12 protein-coding genes, 4 tRNA genes and 1 pseudogene are annotated in these 16300 nt (G+C 59.6%); 7 read left to right on the forward strand and 10 right to left on the reverse strand.

The window, feature by feature from the left end; all coding sequences use genetic code 11:
- Positions 1 to 8: 8 nt before the first annotated feature.
- From JFT58_RS15980 to JFT58_RS15990, 3 genes are all read left to right on the forward strand, one after another.
- Positions 9 to 656, forward strand: a complete 648-nt coding sequence (locus tag JFT58_RS15980; protein WP_054897855.1) for a MotA/TolQ/ExbB proton channel family protein — start codon at positions 9 to 11, stop codon at positions 654 to 656.
- Positions 657 to 712: 56 nt separating this feature from the next.
- Entirely contained in the window at positions 713 to 1930 is a 1218-nt protein-coding gene (locus JFT58_RS15985) for a phospholipase D-like domain-containing protein (protein ID WP_054897854.1), read from the forward strand.
- Positions 1931 to 2025: 95 nt separating this feature from the next.
- Positions 2026 to 3765, forward strand: coding sequence for a dipeptidase (locus JFT58_RS15990; protein WP_054897853.1), 1740 nt, complete (start codon positions 2026 to 2028; stop codon positions 3763 to 3765).
- Positions 3766 to 4518: 753 nt separating this feature from the next.
- Here the strand turns inward: JFT58_RS15990 and JFT58_RS15995 are convergent.
- Positions 4519 to 6180, reverse strand: coding sequence for a M24 family metallopeptidase (locus JFT58_RS15995; protein ID WP_054898858.1), 1662 nt, complete (start codon positions 6178 to 6180; stop codon positions 4519 to 4521).
- A 77-nt stretch (positions 6181 to 6257) separates the two neighbouring features.
- Between JFT58_RS15995 and pdxR the strand changes: the two genes are divergently transcribed.
- A complete protein-coding gene (gene pdxR / locus JFT58_RS16000) occupies positions 6258 to 7748 on the forward strand; it encodes a MocR-like pyridoxine biosynthesis transcription factor PdxR (RefSeq protein ID WP_198834413.1) in 1491 nt (496 codons plus the stop codon).
- Positions 7749 to 7753: 5 nt separating this feature from the next.
- Here the strand turns inward: pdxR and gltS are convergent, their stop codons facing one another.
- The 3 genes from gltS to JFT58_RS16015 form a co-directional block, all read right to left on the reverse strand.
- Complete coding sequence (gltS, locus tag JFT58_RS16005; protein ID WP_034127220.1) at positions 7754 to 8965, reverse strand: sodium/glutamate symporter; 1212 nt, start codon at positions 8963 to 8965, stop codon at positions 7754 to 7756.
- Positions 8966 to 9129: 164 nt separating this feature from the next.
- Entirely contained in the window at positions 9130 to 9417 is a 288-nt protein-coding gene (locus tag JFT58_RS16010; protein ID WP_054898856.1) for a hypothetical protein, read from the reverse strand.
- 22 nt (positions 9418 to 9439) lie between these two features.
- Positions 9440 to 10543, reverse strand: coding sequence for a polyamine ABC transporter substrate-binding protein (locus JFT58_RS16015; RefSeq protein ID WP_054898855.1), 1104 nt, complete (start codon positions 10541 to 10543; stop codon positions 9440 to 9442).
- Between the two features lie 137 nt (positions 10544 to 10680).
- On the opposite strand from JFT58_RS16015, the gene JFT58_RS16020 reads away from it, so the two are divergent.
- On the forward strand, positions 10681 to 11472 hold the full coding sequence (locus JFT58_RS16020; protein ID WP_054898854.1) for a helix-turn-helix transcriptional regulator: 792 nt from the start codon (positions 10681 to 10683) through the stop codon (positions 11470 to 11472).
- A 78-nt stretch (positions 11473 to 11550) separates the two neighbouring features.
- Here the strand turns inward: JFT58_RS16020 and JFT58_RS16025 are convergent.
- The 4 genes from JFT58_RS16025 to JFT58_RS16040 all read right to left on the reverse strand — a co-directional run bounded on the left by JFT58_RS16025 (position 11551) and on the right by JFT58_RS16040 (position 11965).
- Positions 11551 to 11626 (reverse strand) — tRNA-Gly (locus JFT58_RS16025).
- Between the two features lie 3 nt (positions 11627 to 11629).
- Positions 11630 to 11705: transfer RNA gene (locus tag JFT58_RS16030), tRNA-Glu, on the reverse strand.
- Between the two features lie 105 nt (positions 11706 to 11810).
- A tRNA-Gly gene (locus JFT58_RS16035) sits at positions 11811 to 11886 on the reverse strand.
- 3 nt (positions 11887 to 11889) lie between these two features.
- Positions 11890 to 11965, reverse strand: a tRNA-Glu gene (locus JFT58_RS16040).
- A 359-nt stretch (positions 11966 to 12324) separates the two neighbouring features.
- Between JFT58_RS16040 and JFT58_RS16045 the strand changes: the two genes are divergently transcribed.
- Positions 12325 to 13095 carry a hypothetical protein gene (locus tag JFT58_RS16045; protein ID WP_034127216.1) on the forward strand — a complete coding sequence of 257 codons (771 nt, stop codon included), beginning with the start codon at positions 12325 to 12327 and terminating at the stop codon, positions 13093 to 13095.
- Positions 13096 to 13387: 292 nt separating this feature from the next.
- The gene (locus tag JFT58_RS16050; RefSeq protein ID WP_054898853.1) at positions 13388 to 14200 is read left to right on the forward strand and encodes an alpha/beta fold hydrolase; all 813 of its coding nucleotides are present in this window, start codon (positions 13388 to 13390) and stop codon (positions 14198 to 14200) included.
- Positions 14201 to 14236: 36 nt separating this feature from the next.
- Here the strand turns inward: JFT58_RS16050 and JFT58_RS30800 are convergent, their stop codons facing one another.
- The gene (locus JFT58_RS30800; protein ID WP_373456467.1) at positions 14237 to 15118 is read right to left on the reverse strand and encodes a methyl-accepting chemotaxis protein; all 882 of its coding nucleotides are present in this window, start codon (positions 15116 to 15118) and stop codon (positions 14237 to 14239) included.
- Positions 15095 to 16237, reverse strand: a pseudogene (locus tag JFT58_RS30805) (HAMP domain-containing protein); the annotation flags it as partial. The pseudogene JFT58_RS30805 and the gene JFT58_RS30800, both read right to left, overlap by 24 nt.
- Between the last annotated feature and the right edge of the window lie 63 nt (positions 16238 to 16300).

Raw genomic sequence — 16300 nt, forward strand, 5'->3', positions numbered from 1 at the left:
ACACCATCATGGATATGAACCTGCTCCACGACGTCACTTTCTATGTGATGTACGCGGCGATGGCCATTGCGATCTTCATCGCCATCGAACGCGGCATCTACTTCGCCTACGTACGCCGCCAGGCACGCGCATTGATCGACGCCCTGGGCGCCAATGTGCACGGCGAGCGTGACCTGCCGGACAACCTGACCCGTCGCGACAGCCTGCCGCTGAACATGATCTTGCCGGTGCTGGCCCAGAAGGCGACCCACGGTTCGCGCAAGGACCTGGACGACGAAATCGATACCCAATACCTGAAGACCCGCGCCCCACTGGCCCGCAGCCTGTGGATCATCGAGACCATCACCACCGCCGCCCCACTGCTGGGCCTGCTGGGCACCATTCTCGGCATCATCGACACCTTCAAGGCGCTGGCCACCGCGGGCGTATCGGACCCAGGGCAGATTTCCGGTGGTATCGGGACGGCCTTGTTTGCCACGGGATTAGGTATCGCCATCGCGCTTTTTTGCGTGGTGTTCCACAACTTCTTCCAGGACAGCCTGGAGCGCATCAACGACCAGTTGAAGATCCTGTTGATCCGCGCCGCCACCGGCGCCCGCGCACAGGATGAAGTGACTCATCGCGTGCCCACCCCGCTGCACAGCCGCACAGCCTGACCTGCAGGGCGGGCGCCTTGGGCGCTCGCCTTTACCTTTGGTGCGATGAGACGCTTATGTCCCTTTCGATAAAGTTGCGTATTGCCGGCCTGACCGGCTTGCTCCTCAGTCCGCTGGCCCAGGCGGACTTTTCCATTCCAGGTTTTGAATTGGTGCATACCGTGCCTGTGGACACCGCCCTGGGCACCGACGATTTGCGCCAGCCCGGCCCGGTATGGATCGAGCTGTTCGACGGCGCCAAAAGCCACATTGATATCGGCCAGTTCTACGCCGCGGACCACCCTGGCTCGGTGATGAACAGCGTGCTTGAACACCTGGAAGCCGCCGGCAAACGCGGCGTGAAGATTCGTTTCCTGCTCGAAGAAAAAGGCATCAAGCTGTCGGATGCCGCCACCCTGGAACGCTTGCGCGCCATTCCCAACCTGACCTTGCGCGTGCTGCCCTACGGGCAACTGAGCGGCGGCATCATCCACGCCAAGTACCTGCTGGTGGATGGCAAGCAGGCGTTTGTCGGCAGTCAGAATTTCGACTGGCGCGCCTTGGAACATATCCACGAAACCGGGCTGCGGATCACTGACGAAACGGTGGTGGGCCAGGTGCAGGCGATCTTCGAGCAAGACTGGCAAGCCCAGGCAGCGCTGGAGGGTAAACAACCGGTGCCGCTACCCGCCAGCGGCCCGGCACCCGCACGTACCGGCAACTACCTGGTGGCCAGCCCGCAACGCTACAACCCGCCCGGCGTGGGCGACTCACAGCTGGAACTGCCGCGCCTGCTGGGCGAAGCCCAAAAAGAGGTGCGCGTGCAATTGCTCGACTACGCGCCGCTGTCCTACGGACCGGATCGAACCCGGCCGTACTACGCGGTGATCGACAACGCCGTGCGCGCCGCCGCAGCCCGTGGCGTGTCGATCAAACTGATGGTGTCCAACTGGAATACCGACCCGCTGGAACTGCCCTATCTCAAGAGCCTGGTGGTGCTGCCCAATATTGAGATCAAGATCGTCACCCTGCCCGAAGCCAAGCAAGGCTTTATCCCTTATGCGCGGGTGATACACAGCAAAACCATGGAGATCGACGGGCAAGTGGCGTGGGTCGGCACCAGCAATTGGTTGGGCGGCTACCTGGATAATTCGCGCAATCTGGAGGTGGTGATGCGCAGTGAGGCGATGGCCAGGCGTGTAGGCCAGTTGCATGAACAACTGTGGGATGGGCCTTACGCTAGAGCCTTGAGCGTGACGCAAGAGTATCCCGCGCCCCACCCTGGCCAGCATTGACCTTGGGCACCTGAGTAATGGTAGTGTGTGGAAATGTTTCTGTCTCTTCCGTCAGAAATCTCCTACTCACTACCTGCAAAGGAATGCCTTCAACCATGCACTTTCCACTTAAGCAATTGGCGGTTGCCACCCTGTTCGCCGCCAGCCTTTCGGCCGTCGCCACGCCCGCATTCGCCAACATCAGCGCGGACCAGAGCACGGCAATCCTGAAGCAGTTCAACGAGACCTCGGTTACCGATTTCCGCGGTTTCCTCGGCACTCTGGCCCAGGGCGAGCTGGGCAAAGCGGCCGACACCGGCCCGGCTATCAGCGCGTTTGTGGGCAACAAACCCCTGAGCGCCGAGCAACAGAACGAGATCAATCGCCTGCTGGGCATTTACACCCGCGTTAAATATGGCAAAGCCGCGCTCGAAACCTTGCGTGAATTAGTGGAAGTCCCGACGTTCAACGTAGACGGTCTGCCACAGTACAAAAACCCGGAATTCCTCAAGATTGCCGCAAAGATCGAGGCCCTGGCCAAGTCCTTCAACCTGAACTTCCGTAACGTCGACAACCGCGTGTACGAAATTTCCCTGGAAGGCAGCGGTGATGAAGTCGTGGGTGTGCACGCCCATGCCGATGTGGTGCCCGTTACCCCGGAAAACTGGGTGCTGCAAGACGGTACCAAACTCGACCCGTTCAAGGTCACGCTGATTGGCGACCGCATGTATGGCCGCGGTACCGAGGATGACAAGAACGGCATCGTGGTGGCGATGTACGCCATGAAAGTGATCAAGGAAGAAAAACTGCCACTGGCGCGCACGTTCAAACTGCTGGTAGACACCACTGAAGAAACCGCCGGTGATGCCATTCCTTACTACTTCGAACGCAACCCCGTGCCGCAATACAACCTGGCGCTGGATGGCGGTTACCCGGTGGTGATCGCCGAAAAAGGCTCGGGTACCGTGATGGCCACCTTCCCGGTGCGCAAGGGCGAAGGCAAAGGCGCAGAAATCATCGCGATGACCGGCGGCAAGGCGAACAACCAGATTCCATCGGCCTCGGTGGCCACGCTGGTCAGCGACACCCCCGCCGAACTGGCCGCCAGCCTGCAACAGGCCGGTGCCGACTATGCCAAGCGCAACGGTGGCGACTTCCAAGTGACGGCCAAGGTCGATGGCAAGGATGTCAAACTCACGGTTACCGGCGTATCCGCTCACTCTTCCGAGCCTGAAACCGGGGTCAACCCGGTGGCGCGCATGCTGGACCTGATCCACAGCCTCGACGGCAAGGTCGCCCTCCAGCACAACCACATCACCGATGCCGCGCGCTATGCCGCCGACAACTGGGGCCTGGATTACCTGGGCGGCAAATTGGGTGTGGGCTACGCGGATGATTTCATGGGGCCGTTGACCGCCTCGCTGACGTTTGTGGGGCAGGATGACAAAGCCTTCAAACTGGCCGTGAACCTGCGCGCACCGAAAGGTAAAACCCCGGAGGCGCTCAAGGCGCAAATCGAGCAGAAGCTGAACGCCTGGGACAAGAACGCCAAGGTCAACGTGAGCTTCACTTACTCGCTGGACACGCCGATGTACCGCAACCCTGAAGGCGAATGGGTAAAAGCCTTGCTGGCAGTGGCCACTGAAAACCTGGGCATGGCGCACAAATTCGGCACCTCGGCCGGCGCAACCTCGGTGCACGACCTGCCCAACGGCGTTCAATTCGGCCTGGCTCGCCCGGAAGAGAAGTACACCGGGCACACCGACAGCGAATTCAAAACCGTCGACCAGTTCCTGCTGGACCTGCAGATCGTCACCGAAATGATGGGCCGCGTCGGGCAATTGCCGAAGCTCTGACCCATCTGGTACCCAAGCGAGGCTGCGAAGGCAGCGGCACAGGCACCCTCTTCAGCGCCTGAACCTCCGCTTTCGCAGCCTCGATGAAGCTCGACAGCTCCCACAGGGGATCGGCGGCGCTGGGTTGATCTCGGTTCACAGGGCTATCGCGCCAAATACAACTCCCGACAACAACACCGCCCAAATGTGGGAGCTGTCGAGCCCCGGCGAGGCTGCGATGGCGGCGGTACAGGCAATATCTTCAGCGCCTGAACCACCGCTTTCGCAGCCTCGATGAAGCTCGACAGCTCCCACAGGGGATCGGCGGCGCTGGGTTGATCTCGATTCGCAGGGCTATCGCGCCGAATACAACTTCCGACAACAACACCGCCCCAATGTGGGAGCTGTCGAGCCCCGGCGAGGCTGCGATGGCGGCGGTACAGGCAATATCTTCAGCGCCTGAACCACCGCTTTCGCAGCCTCGCTAAAGCTCGACAGCTCCTACAGGGGATCGGCGGCGCTGGGTTGATCTCGGTTCACAGGGCTATCTCGCCGAATACAACTTCCGACAACAACACCGCCCAAATGTGGGAGCTGTCGAGCCCCAGCGAGGCTGCGATGGCGGCGGTACAGGCAAAATCTTCAGCGCCTGAGCCACCGCTTTCGCAGCCTCGCTAAAGCTCGACAGCTCCTACAGGGGATCGGCGGTGTGGGTGAGATCTCGCTTTGCAGGGGCCATCGCGTCAAACACAACTCGGCAACAATGACAGCTCTTTAGCCTTGCAACATCAGCATGTCTTCAAAGAACCCACCCACCGGCTCAGTGGGATGGCACAGCTGGATCTCCAATACCCAGGCCATTTCACTCGGTGGGATCTCCAGGTCAGCCAACTCCTTGCTTTCGAACAATGCATGGGGAAAATCCGCAAGGCGGTGCCCCGCCAGGTTGCGCGCCAGCCTCCAGCCCTTTGACGCAGCGCTGTGCTCGGCGAAGTCGTAGAGCTCACGCCCGGTCAGACCACGCAGCCACGCCTGGCGTGTTTCATCGAAGACTTCATGCAAGGCCGTCGTACAGGCCTGGTGCAACGGCCCATCGCCAAACACAAACGTATCGCCATAGTCGCCTTCGTAGCCATCCCACACCGGGCCAAGATCGACCACGGCAATGTCATTAGCGCGCAACCTGCGCTGACGATCAATACCCTCGCGCGGAGGGCGAACAGTGTCGGCGCCAAAACGAATGTAGGTCGGATGCCAAGTGTGCGAAGCGCCCATGGCCTGCAGTTGCCTCGCGGCCATCTCAAGGGCCTCGCCGGTGGTCATGCCGACTTTCAACTGGCTGGCAATCGCCGCCAGGGCACGTATGGATTTTTCCCGCGCAGCCAGCATGCCGTCCAAGGAATAACGCGGGCCGACTTTCTCCCACACCGGGTCAAACGATAGGGAGACTGCTCCAGCACTTGACCGACCACTGGCGACAAACGCCTCCGCGATAAACCGGTGGCTGGGCAACCCCGCTTCAAGGCAGTGGATGCGTACTTGGCCGAGCATTGCACCGTTGCCGCACGCATAGACCTGGGCCTGTTCCCACTGATGCCCATGACTCATTGCAACCTCCTGAACCCTGCCCTCGGAGGACCGCACGGGATGCCAGCGAAAACGGGGATGCTCAAGCATCAGGTGGTCGAGGAAAGCGCTGTCATAAAAGTCCGCCGATTGCGCGCCGCCCCAATACAACGTCACGTCGACATCGCGCTTGAGCGCGGTCAGCAAGATAGGCTTGATGCCCGCGTAACCAGTACCCGTAGCGAATAGCACCACGGGCGCCGCCTCATCGTCCTGCCAGGTACAGGCACCAAACGGCCCTTCCACGTGCAGACGCTCACCCACGGCGAGACCACCCAGGATACCCTCGGAAAAATACCCGCCACTCACCCGGCGAATCTGGAAGACCAAGCGCCCATCGTCCTCATCGGGCAGGTTGGCAATCGAGAAGCAGCGCGTGTCACCGTCCGCCAGGTGAAACTTGAGGTATTGGCCAGCCCGAACCGCCACTGGGGTTTCGGGCATCAATACCAACTCGATCACATCGGGGCCCAGCGCATGCTTGCTGTGAACCTGCGCCGACACTACCAGCGCGGGCGTATCCAGCGACCAGCCGGGAATATGCAGGCGCATGTCGCCACAGGCGTGGCTCTGGCATAACAACATCTCATTGGCTGCCAAAGGATAAGAAGGCTGCGACGCACCCGGCACCAGGCGTTTGGCCCGGTACGCACCTTCGGCGACCACCACCTTGCACGAACCGCAGGCGCCACGGCGGCAGGAGAACGGCACGGCCAGGCCACTGGCGAGCATGGCGTCGAGCAACAATTCGTCACCAGCCTCAAAGGTTTTCCCCGAGGGCGACAGTTCGATGACATGACGTGTATTCATAACAACCTCGGGCTAAGTAAGGCTTGATTGTTGCGCTAGACTAGGCCCATTAAAACCTCCAGATTTGGATACTTCAGATGGTCCAGATGCGTAAATGGCGTCCACTGCTCCGGCTTGAAGAAGGTGCAAGCCAGGCGACTTACCGCAAGATCGCCGAAGGCTTGGTCAATGCCATCCTCGAAGGCCGCCTGCCGCCCGGGACGTTACTGCCGGGCACGCGGGAAATGGCACACTTGCTCGACGTCAACCGCAAGACGGTGATCCTGGCCTACGAAGAAGCCATGACCAAGGGCTGGCTGACCAGCGAGCCGCGCCGTGGCACCTTCGTCAATGTAAAGCTGACACTCAAACACCTGCCCAGCGTTACGCAACCGTCATTCGCGCCGCCGTTACTGGAGCAACCGCTGGTACCCTATTTCACCCATAATGCCCAAGTGGTCGCTCTACAGCATCGGCGCGATGCGCTGTTTTTCGACAACGGCACCAGCGACCACCGCCTGCTGCCCCAGGCAGTTCTGCACCGTTACTATCGCCATGCACTGCGCAACAGCTTTGTCTCCAATACCGTGCGCTACGGCAGCGAAGGCACCGGCTATCACTTGCGCTGCGCCCTGGCCGAAATGCTGCGCAACAACCGTGGGCTGACGGTCACTGCCGAAAATATCTGCCTGACCCAGGGCACCCAGATGTCCCTGTTCCTGAGCGCCAGCCTGCTGCTCAAGCCCGGCGACGTGGTCCTGGTGGAACGTCTGAGCTACCCACCGGCATGGGAAATTTTCCGCAAGCTCGGGGCGAAGTTGGTCACGGTCGACATTGATGATGAAGGTTGCCGCACCGACCAGATCGAGCGCTTATGCCGTGAGCACAAGGTGCGCATGATTTACCTCACGCCTCATCACCAATTCCCCACCACCGTGAGCTTGCACGCTGCACGCCGGCAGCACTTGCTGACGTTGGCCGCGCTGCATGACTTCTGCATTATCGAAGAGGACTACGACCACGAATACCATTTCAGTGGCCGCCCTTACCTGCCGCTGGCCAGTGACCGCGCCCAACGCCATGTGCTCTACATCGGCTCGTTGTCCAAGGTGCTGGGCTCGACGTTCCGCTGCAGCTATATCGTGGCGCCCACCTCTGTGATTGAAGCCCTGCAACGCAATGCCGCGCTGATGCTGGGCGATACCGACGCGGTCGCTCAAGCCATGCTGGCAGACCTGATCAATGAGGGGGAGTTGAAGAAGCATTTGCGCCGCGTGTCGAAAGAATATCGGGCGCGCCGCACGGTATTGCAAGATTGCCTGGATCAGGCGTTTGGTGCTCGCATACAAGTGCGCGAGCCCGAGGGTGGTTTGGCGCTATGGGTACGTTTCGAGGAAGAAATAGACGTCGATAAGTTGGCAAGCGCTGGACTGGACCACGGCGTTGTGGTGCGCAGTGGTCGTCAGTTTTCCCCCAACGACCAACCGGTAAACGCGCTGCGCCTGGGCTTTGCCTCCCTCGACCGGGACGAAATCCAGCAAGCCACTCAGCGCCTGGCCCGGGCGATGAACGCCATGGGCAGGCGCTGAAAAACTTACCCTGCGGCCCCTAGAAATGGCAGCGCCAGGTACAACTTGATCACCACCGCGTTAGCGATATCGATGAAGAACGCGCCCACCATCGGCACCACCAGAAACGCGATCTGCGAAGGCCCGAAGCGCTGCGTCACCGCCTGCATATTGGCAATCGCCGTAGGCGTGGCGCCTAGCCCGAAGCCGCAATGGCCTGCCGCCAGCACCGCCGCATCGTAGTTGCGGCCCATCACCCGGAACGTCACGAAAATCGCGAACAGCGCCATCAGCAATGCCTGTGCGGCCAGCAGAACGACAATGGGCAAAGCCAGTGCCGCCAAGTCCCAGAGCTTGAGTGACATCAGCGCCATCGCCAGGAACAACGACAAACTGACATTGCCCAGCACCGAGACTTCGCGTTCGAACACCTGATGCCAGCCGAGCATCGACAGCCCATTGCGCAGCACCACACCGACGAACAATACGCACACGAACGTCGGCAGTTCGAAAGCGGTGCCTTGGATGGCGGCATTCAACAAGTTGCCGCCCTGCAGGCTGATCGCCACCAGCGCCAGGGTCTCGATAAACGAAAACGCGGTGATCAGGCGCTCTTCGTTCGGTTGCTCGAACCCCTTGGCCAGGCTCGATTGCGGTTGCCCAATACCTGGAACCTCGACCCGCTTGATCAGAAAACGCGCCACGGGCCCGCCGATCAGTCCACCGAGCACCAGGCCAAAGGTCGCCGAGGCAATCGCTAATTCAGACGCAGACGCCACGCCATACTGCTCACTGAACACCGCGCCCCAAGCCGCACCGGTGCCATGCCCACCGGACAAGGTCACCGAGCCCGCAAGCAGGCCCATCAATGGGTCAAGCCCGAGCGCCGAGGCCAGCGCGATACCCATGGCGTTTTGCACCACCAGCAAGCCCGTTACCACCAGCAGAAACACCGCCAGGATCCGCCCGCCTTTCTTCAGGCTGGCAAAATCGGCGTTCAAACCGATAGTGGCAAAGAACGCCAGCATCAACGGGGTTTGCAATGAAGGATCGAAGCGTACTTCGATATCGGCAAACGCGCGCAACGCCAGGAGCAGCATGGCGACCAACAGGCCACCGGCTACTGGTTCCGGAATGTTGTAGGTACGTAAGAAGCCGATGCGAGCCACAAGCCCGCGCCCCAGCAATAGCACCAGTGAAGCGGCAACGAGGGTTGAATAGAAATCGAGTTGAAGCATCCGGTCAGTTCTCTGAAGTGGACAAGGAGAATGGGTGGCCAGAGTAGAGAGCACAGGGCGAAAAGGTATCGCCCCCACAAAAAACACAGACTTTCCCTACAAGCCTCACAATAATAACCTACAACCGCCTGCACCTCGCCCCTCCAGAGATAAGCAGAGTAGACTTACCGACGACGCCTTCGCAGCAGAGGCCAGTTGGAGGCGATCTCCCCCGGCTCAGCGTCACGCCCTGCGATTCGCACCAGGTCTGGAAACTCAAGCAACAGGGCACGATTGCCCCGGCCAATGTGCTCCATCACGGCCAGGGTAATGTTTTCACGCACCATGCCCGTCGAAACGTAATACATGGCCCAGGCTTGCTCTGGCGTACAGAGGCCGATCTGTTCTTCAATCTCTTTGTAGGCCTTGTAGTCGTCCGACTCTAAATAACGCTGATCACGACCCTGGCGCATGCTGTCTCCCTCCCCGACCCCGTCACGTACCGCTTTTGACCTTGGTCCAGACCCGTGTGCGAATGCGCTCCGCCTTCAGCGGCAAGGGCTCAAGCGGAACCAGTGTGGCCATGGTCTTTTTATCGGGATAAATCCAAGGGTTATCCCGCAACTTTTGCTCGACGAACTCAGTGGCATCTTTGTTGGCGTTGGGATAGAGCATGTAGTTGGACGTCTTGGCTATCACCTGCGGCTGCAGCATGTAGTTGATGAACGCCAGAGCGGCCTTTGGGTGGCGAGCATCCTTGAGCAACACCCAGTTTTCAGACCAGACCAAGGCGCCTTCGCGCGGCAGGCTGTAGGCAATCTTGCGGCCGCTGTTGGACTTTTCATTAATCGCCTGAGCGGCCAGCGCACCATTGGCCCAGCCGACGACTGCACAGATATTGCCGTCCGCCAGGTCGGCGTCGATTCTGGACGAGTCGAAATAGAGCACATAGGGACGGATTTTCAACAGCAGCGCCTGGGCCTTCTGGTAATCCTCTGGATCGGTACTGTTACTGGGCAACCCCAGGTAGTGCAAGGCGATCGAAATGATTTCGCTGGGGGAGTCGAGCATGGCTACGCCACAAGACTTGAGCTTGCTGATGTTTTCTTCTTTGAAGATCAGGTCCCAACTATCCACCGGGGCGTCATCGCCCAGCGCCGCCTTGACTTTATCCACGTCGTAGCCAATGCCAGTGGTACCCCAGACATAGGGCACGGCGTAGCGATTGCCTGGGTCATTGACCGCCAGCAGGGAGAGGATGTCAGGGTCGGTGTGCGAAAGGTTACTCAACTGCGCGCGATCCAGCGGCTGCAGCACCCCAGCCTTGATCAAGCCGGGTAATACATTGGAGGTGGCCACGACCAGGTCATAGCCGGTGCGCCCAGCCATGACCTTGCTCTGCATGATTTCGGCGCTGTCGAAAGCATCCATATGCAGCTTGATGCCGGTCTCCTGCTGGAATTGCCTGGGCGTCTGCGGTTCAAGAAACCCGAACCAGTTATACAGATACACCGAAGATTCAGCGGCGGCTGCGGGCGTGCTGGTTGCAGCCCCCAGGAGCGAAGCTAAAAAAATAGCTCGCAAGTGTGCTCGACTCATATGACTATCCCTGTCCACACGACACGCCTTCATGGCTATCGTAAGCTCGGGGTGAATATACCGAGCATCAACGAATAGTAAATACCTACAAGTACTTAGCTCTGGCCTGCAAAGCCCTAACCCTAAAGGGGTAGAACATGTCGCTTGACCTTCATAGCCTGGCTTGGCACCGATCGGTTGGAAAACTGATCATGCAGCTCAATCGCCCGGAGTTCTGGAGTTCGTTGATTCGCGTATTGAATGAATATGTGCAGATAGACAATTGGGTGGTGCTGGTTTTTGGCGACCACGCGGTGCGCGTGATCAGCCTGCCCGAAGTAGCAGACAGCGAAGAAATCGACGCCTTTATTCACCGCTATGTGAAAGGCCTGTATCTGCTGGACCCGTTCTATATCGCTGATCGAGAAAACCCACAGAGCGGGTTCTTCCATCTGCTCGATATTGCGCCGGAACACTTCCGGGAAACCGAGTACTACCAACAATATTTCGCGCAATACATCTCGGTCGATGAGGCGCAATACAATGTACGGCTCGATGCTGGCACAACGCTGTGCATGTCGTTTGGCAGCAACCTGCGATTCACCCAGGCGCAGATAACAGTATTGGACCTGATCAAGCCGTGGGTGACGGCATTGATGCATCAACGCATGTTTTTTGAAACTGACCCGACGAAAAACCTCGCCGAGCCGGCCCCATGGGCCGAGGCACTTACTCAGTTGGAAACACAAGTAACGGCACGTGAAAAGGACGTGCTCAAGTTACTCCTCAGTGGGTTCTCCAACAAAGAGATCGCCGGCAAGCTGTCGCTGTCGACAGAAACCATCAAGGTCCACCGCCGCAACATCTACAGCAAGCTGAATATCAAATCTCAGTCCGAACTGTTTGCGCGTTTTTTCATGCCACGGCAAGAGATCCCTTCGACGCTTTGAACGGGGTGGTGCGCTGGCGAAGTAAATTGCGCACAAACAAAAACGCCGATCATCACTGATCGGCGTTTTCGTTAAATATGGAGCGGGAAACGAGACTCGAACTCGCGACCCCGACCTTGGCAAGGTCGTGCTCTACCAACTGAGCTATTCCCGCAAATGGCGTCCCCTAGGGGACTCGAACCCCTGTTACCGCCGTGAAAGGGCGGTGTCCTAGGCCACTAGACGAAGGGGACACGCTACTGAAACACATGGTGTGTGTTCCAGTGCCCAGAGGCCTTGTCCGAAGACTTGGTCCTGGTTTCACTCAATGCCGCCCGAAGGCCACACTGCTTGTAAATTGGAGCGGGAAACGAGACTCGAACTCGCGACCCCGACCTTGGCAAGGTCGTGCTCTACCAACTGAGCTATTCCCGCATATGGCGTCCCCTAGGGGACTCGAACCCCTGTTACCGCCGTGAAAGGGCGGTGTCCTAGGCCACTAGACGAAGGGGACACACCTACAACATTCACTCCCTACCGCGTTTCGCTGTGTGCTTTACGCTGTAAGTGGCGCGCATTCTATGGATGGATTGAAAGGTCGTCAACCCCCAAGGATAAATTTATTTAAATCAATGACTTCGCCATGGTTTCACGGCCTTCGCGGGCATTGGCACCGTCCGAGCCTTGGCGCCTATATTCTGGCGTTCGACAAGACGCTATAGTTCACCCTGACAAATGATGGCAATGTGCATCCATTCAGGAAGCGCCTACCTATATAGAAGAAATCACCTGGGCAACTGGTCGATCGGTCCTATCCGCCGGATGACCCAGTCACTACACTCCACAGCACACCCTATTAAAGAGGTCACACCGGTGACACCACTCATGATCACCCTGCTGGTAATAGCCGGGATCGTAATACTGATCGCCATTGGCTACATGAACCACGTGGTGGAAAACAACAAGCTGGAAAAGAAGCGTACCGAGATCGAGCTTAACGATCGGCTGCGTCGCTGCGGTGAAATCACCGAGACCTTCCCCGGCCAACTGATGACCCCAGCGCTCAAGCTGTTGCTGGCTCGCCTGGAACTGAACGTCAACCAGCGCCTGTTGAACCTCAACAAGTCCAGCACACCGCTCAAGGCCCGCATCAACGAACTGAATGCGCTGATCGCCCAAGGCGAATCGATTCCGGTGCCCAACCCACCGGCCCCGATCCAGACCGAAGCCAAGGCCAAGGACGTGCGCTTTTTGCTCGAAGCCCTGCACGGCCAAGTCACCCGCGCCGCCCAGGATGGCTTCCTGCCGACCAACGAGGCCAAGCACTGGATCAAGGAAATCCGTCATATCCTGGTGCTGCTGCATATCGAGTTTTTCAACAACCTCGGCCAGCACGCCCTGCTGCAAGGCCAACCCGGCCAGGCACGCCTGGCGTTCGAGCGCGGCGTGCAGTACCTGCGCAAACAACCGGAGCCGGTGCTCTACAGCGCCCAGTTGCAACTGCTGGAGTCCCAACTGGCGCGCGCCAACTCCACAGTGCTGACCAACAGCAAGCCGGCCGAGGACGAAGTCAACGAGCTGACCGAGGGCTTGAAAGTCGTCGATGCCGACGCCGAGTGGAAGAAGAAAGCGATCTACGATTGATGGCAACGCGAACGCAATGCTCATAGCAACGAAGATCAAAGGTGGTGGCTTGCCTGCGAAGACGTCGGCCCAGCAAACATTGATGTTGACTGACACACCGCTTTCGCGAGCAAGCCCGCTCCCACAGTGGGATTGTGGGGTGTCAGGTAGGTGAGCATCGGCTGGCAGGCCTTCATCGCAGGCAAGCCAGCTCCCACAGTGAAATCATCACATGCCATCAATGTGCACCTATCCCCCCGCTCCCGACTAGCGTAAAAAAGTGCCCCTCACTCCGTGAAATTAGAGGCCTGTTATGCCTGTCGCCGTGATTGATGGACAACCGCTGCACTATATCGACCAGGGCGCCGGCCCTGTCGTGCTACTGGGTTCGAGTTACCTGTGGGCCAGCGACATGTGGGCGCCGCAGATTGAAGCGCTGTCGCAGCAATACCGCGTGATCGTCCCCGAGTTGTGGGGCCACGGTGAGTCCGGGCCGTTGCCAGCACCCACCCATTCCCTGGATGACCTCGCCCGCCAGGCCCTGGCGTTGCTGGATCATCTGAGTATCGAGCAAGCCAACCTGGTGGGCCTCTCGGTCGGCGGCATGTGGGGCGCACGCCTGGCATTGCAGGCTCCCGAGCGCATCAACAGCGTAGTGCTGATGGACACCTACCTCGGGGCCGAACCCGAAGCAACGCGCCAGTATTATTTCTCGCTGTTCAAGATGATTGAAGACGCCGGGGCGATCCCCGAACCGTTGCTGGATGTGATCGCACCGATCTTCTTCCGCCCGGGCATCGACCGCGAATCCGCGCTGTACCGGGATTTTCGCCAGTCACTGCAAGACTTCCCCAGAGAACGCTTGCTGGACAGTATCGTGCCGCTGGGCCGCCTGATCTTCAGCCGCGAAGACATCTTGGCGCACTTACCTGCATTGGACTCCGACACCACCCTGGTGATGTGCGGCGAGCAGGACAAACCCCGGCCACCCGCCGAGTCCGAGGAAATGGCCGACCTGATCGGTTGCAGCCTGATCCTGATCCCCGAAGCCGGGCATATCTCCAGCCGCGAGAACCCGGATTTCGTCAACGAGGCGCTGCTGACCTTCCTCGCCAACCACGCCTGATCGCCCCGCCCTCAGATCGCAGCGCCTACGCTGCGATCAAAGGTGGAAATGCCCCACCATCCCCTTGAGTTGCGCGCCCAACTGCGCCAACTGGATGCTCGAGGCGGCATTGCCTTGCATGCTCAACGCCGAATGATCGGCACTCGCCCGAATACTCGTGACGCTGCGGTTGATCTCTTCGGCCACCGAGCTTTGCTCCTCGGCTGCGGCGGCGATCTGTTGGTTCATCTGCTGGATCAATGAAACAGCCGCCGCAATGCTGCCCAAGGCCCCTTCGGTTTCCAGCGCATCACTGACCGCCAGTTTCACCAACTCGCCGCTCTGCTGGATCTGCTGCACCGAGGACTGCGCCGCACTGCGCAGCGTGCTGACCAGCCGTTCGATTTCCTCGGTCGATTGCTGGGTGCGCTTGGCCAATGCCCGCACTTCATCGGCCACCACTGCAAAGCCACGCCCCTGCTCACCAGCACGCGCCGCCTCAATCGCAGCGTTCAAAGCCAACAAGTTGGTCTGTTCGGCCACGCTCTGGATCACGCTCAAGACGGTACCTATATTCTGGATTTGCGCGCTGAGGCTTTCGATACTGGCGCTGGCACTGTTGCTGGATGTGGCCAGCAACTCGATACGCTGCAGGCTCATGCGCACCACCTGCTGGCCGCTATCGACCTTGGCATCCGCGGTCTGTGCGGCTTGGGCAGCCTGCTCGGCATTGCGTGCCACATCGTGCACCGTGGCGGTCATCTGGTTCATCGCCGTAGCGACTTGCTCGGTTTCGTCCTTCTGGTTGCTGACTTCGGCAGTGGTTTGCTCGGTGACGCTGGACAATGAATGCGCGGAGCTGGCGAGCTGTTCGATCCCCGCCTGCAACCCGCTGACCATCTGGCTCAAGCTGTTGCCCATCTGCTGCATCGCCTGCATCAGCTGGCCGATTTCATCACGCCGGCTGATCTCCATGCGCCCACTCAGGTCACCCGAGGCGATCTGCTGAGCCACGGCGATCACCGCCCGCAACGGCGCAACAATCAAGCGGGTGATCACCCATGCAGCGATCAAGCCCACCAGCAGCGCCAGGGCAGATGAACCGATGATCAGCAGCGTGCTGTGCTGCAACTGCGTTTGCATGGACTGGTCTTCGGCGGCGTACGCCTGGTTGACTCGATTCACCACTTGCTCGGCGCGGTCATGCAACTGGGTGTAGACCACTTTTTCCTGGGCCAACAGCCCGGTGTATTCGCCGAGCTTGTCACTGAACGACGCGATATGCCCGGAGACTTCATTGAGCACGGTCTGGTAGCCGGGGTCCTTGACCGTGGTTTTGAGTGTCTCGACTTCAGCCAGGGCCTGGTCGGCTTGCTCGATCTTGCCCTGCCCGGCGTCGTCTGCGTCCGCCCTGCGGCTCTGATCCAGGCGCACCCGCGCTTCGTTCATGGCCTGCAACATCAGACGCGACACCTGGCTGACCTGCCCCGCCTGCTCGATAAACTCCGCGCCCTCCTTGCCTTGGCTTTCCTTGAGGCCATAGGCACCGTCGTCCGCCAGCCCGGCTTGCAGCACATCCAGGTTATTGGCCACGCTGGACACCGACCAACTGGCCATTTCCAGGGCGAGGTCCTTGGTCTGGGTCAACTCGACGAACTCATCGAATGCCTGGCGATAGGCGACCAAGGCTTGCTCAACGTCACCCATCACTCGCTCGTTGCTGGCAGACCGAGCCTTGAGACGCGTGGCCTGGGCCAGCAGCGCATCGACACTGGCATGCAGGGCATCAACGGCCTTGGGGTCGGCGTGCAACGCATAGTCCTGCTCGATCAAGCGCACCTTGAGCAGGTCGCTGTTGAGCGTCGACATCGACGTAAGGCCTTCGAAGCGCTGGCCGATGGTCTGCAGGGACCACACGCCGATGGCCGCTACCAAGGCCGTCAACAGCAGTACCAGGGTAAACCCCAAGCCGAGTTTTTTTGCCATACCGAGGTTGGCGAAACGTCGTTGCACGCCCGAAATCATTGCACTTGATCCTCTTGCAATGGCAAATGCCATAAGCCAGGTTTACAAGCAGCGAGATTCGCAACCCCGAGGCACTGAGCACAAGCCGCTGGCGCC

Source organism: Pseudomonas sp. MF6767, from assembly GCF_016405475.1.
GTDB classification, from domain to species: Bacteria; Pseudomonadota; Gammaproteobacteria; order Pseudomonadales; family Pseudomonadaceae; genus Aquipseudomonas; species Aquipseudomonas paracarnis.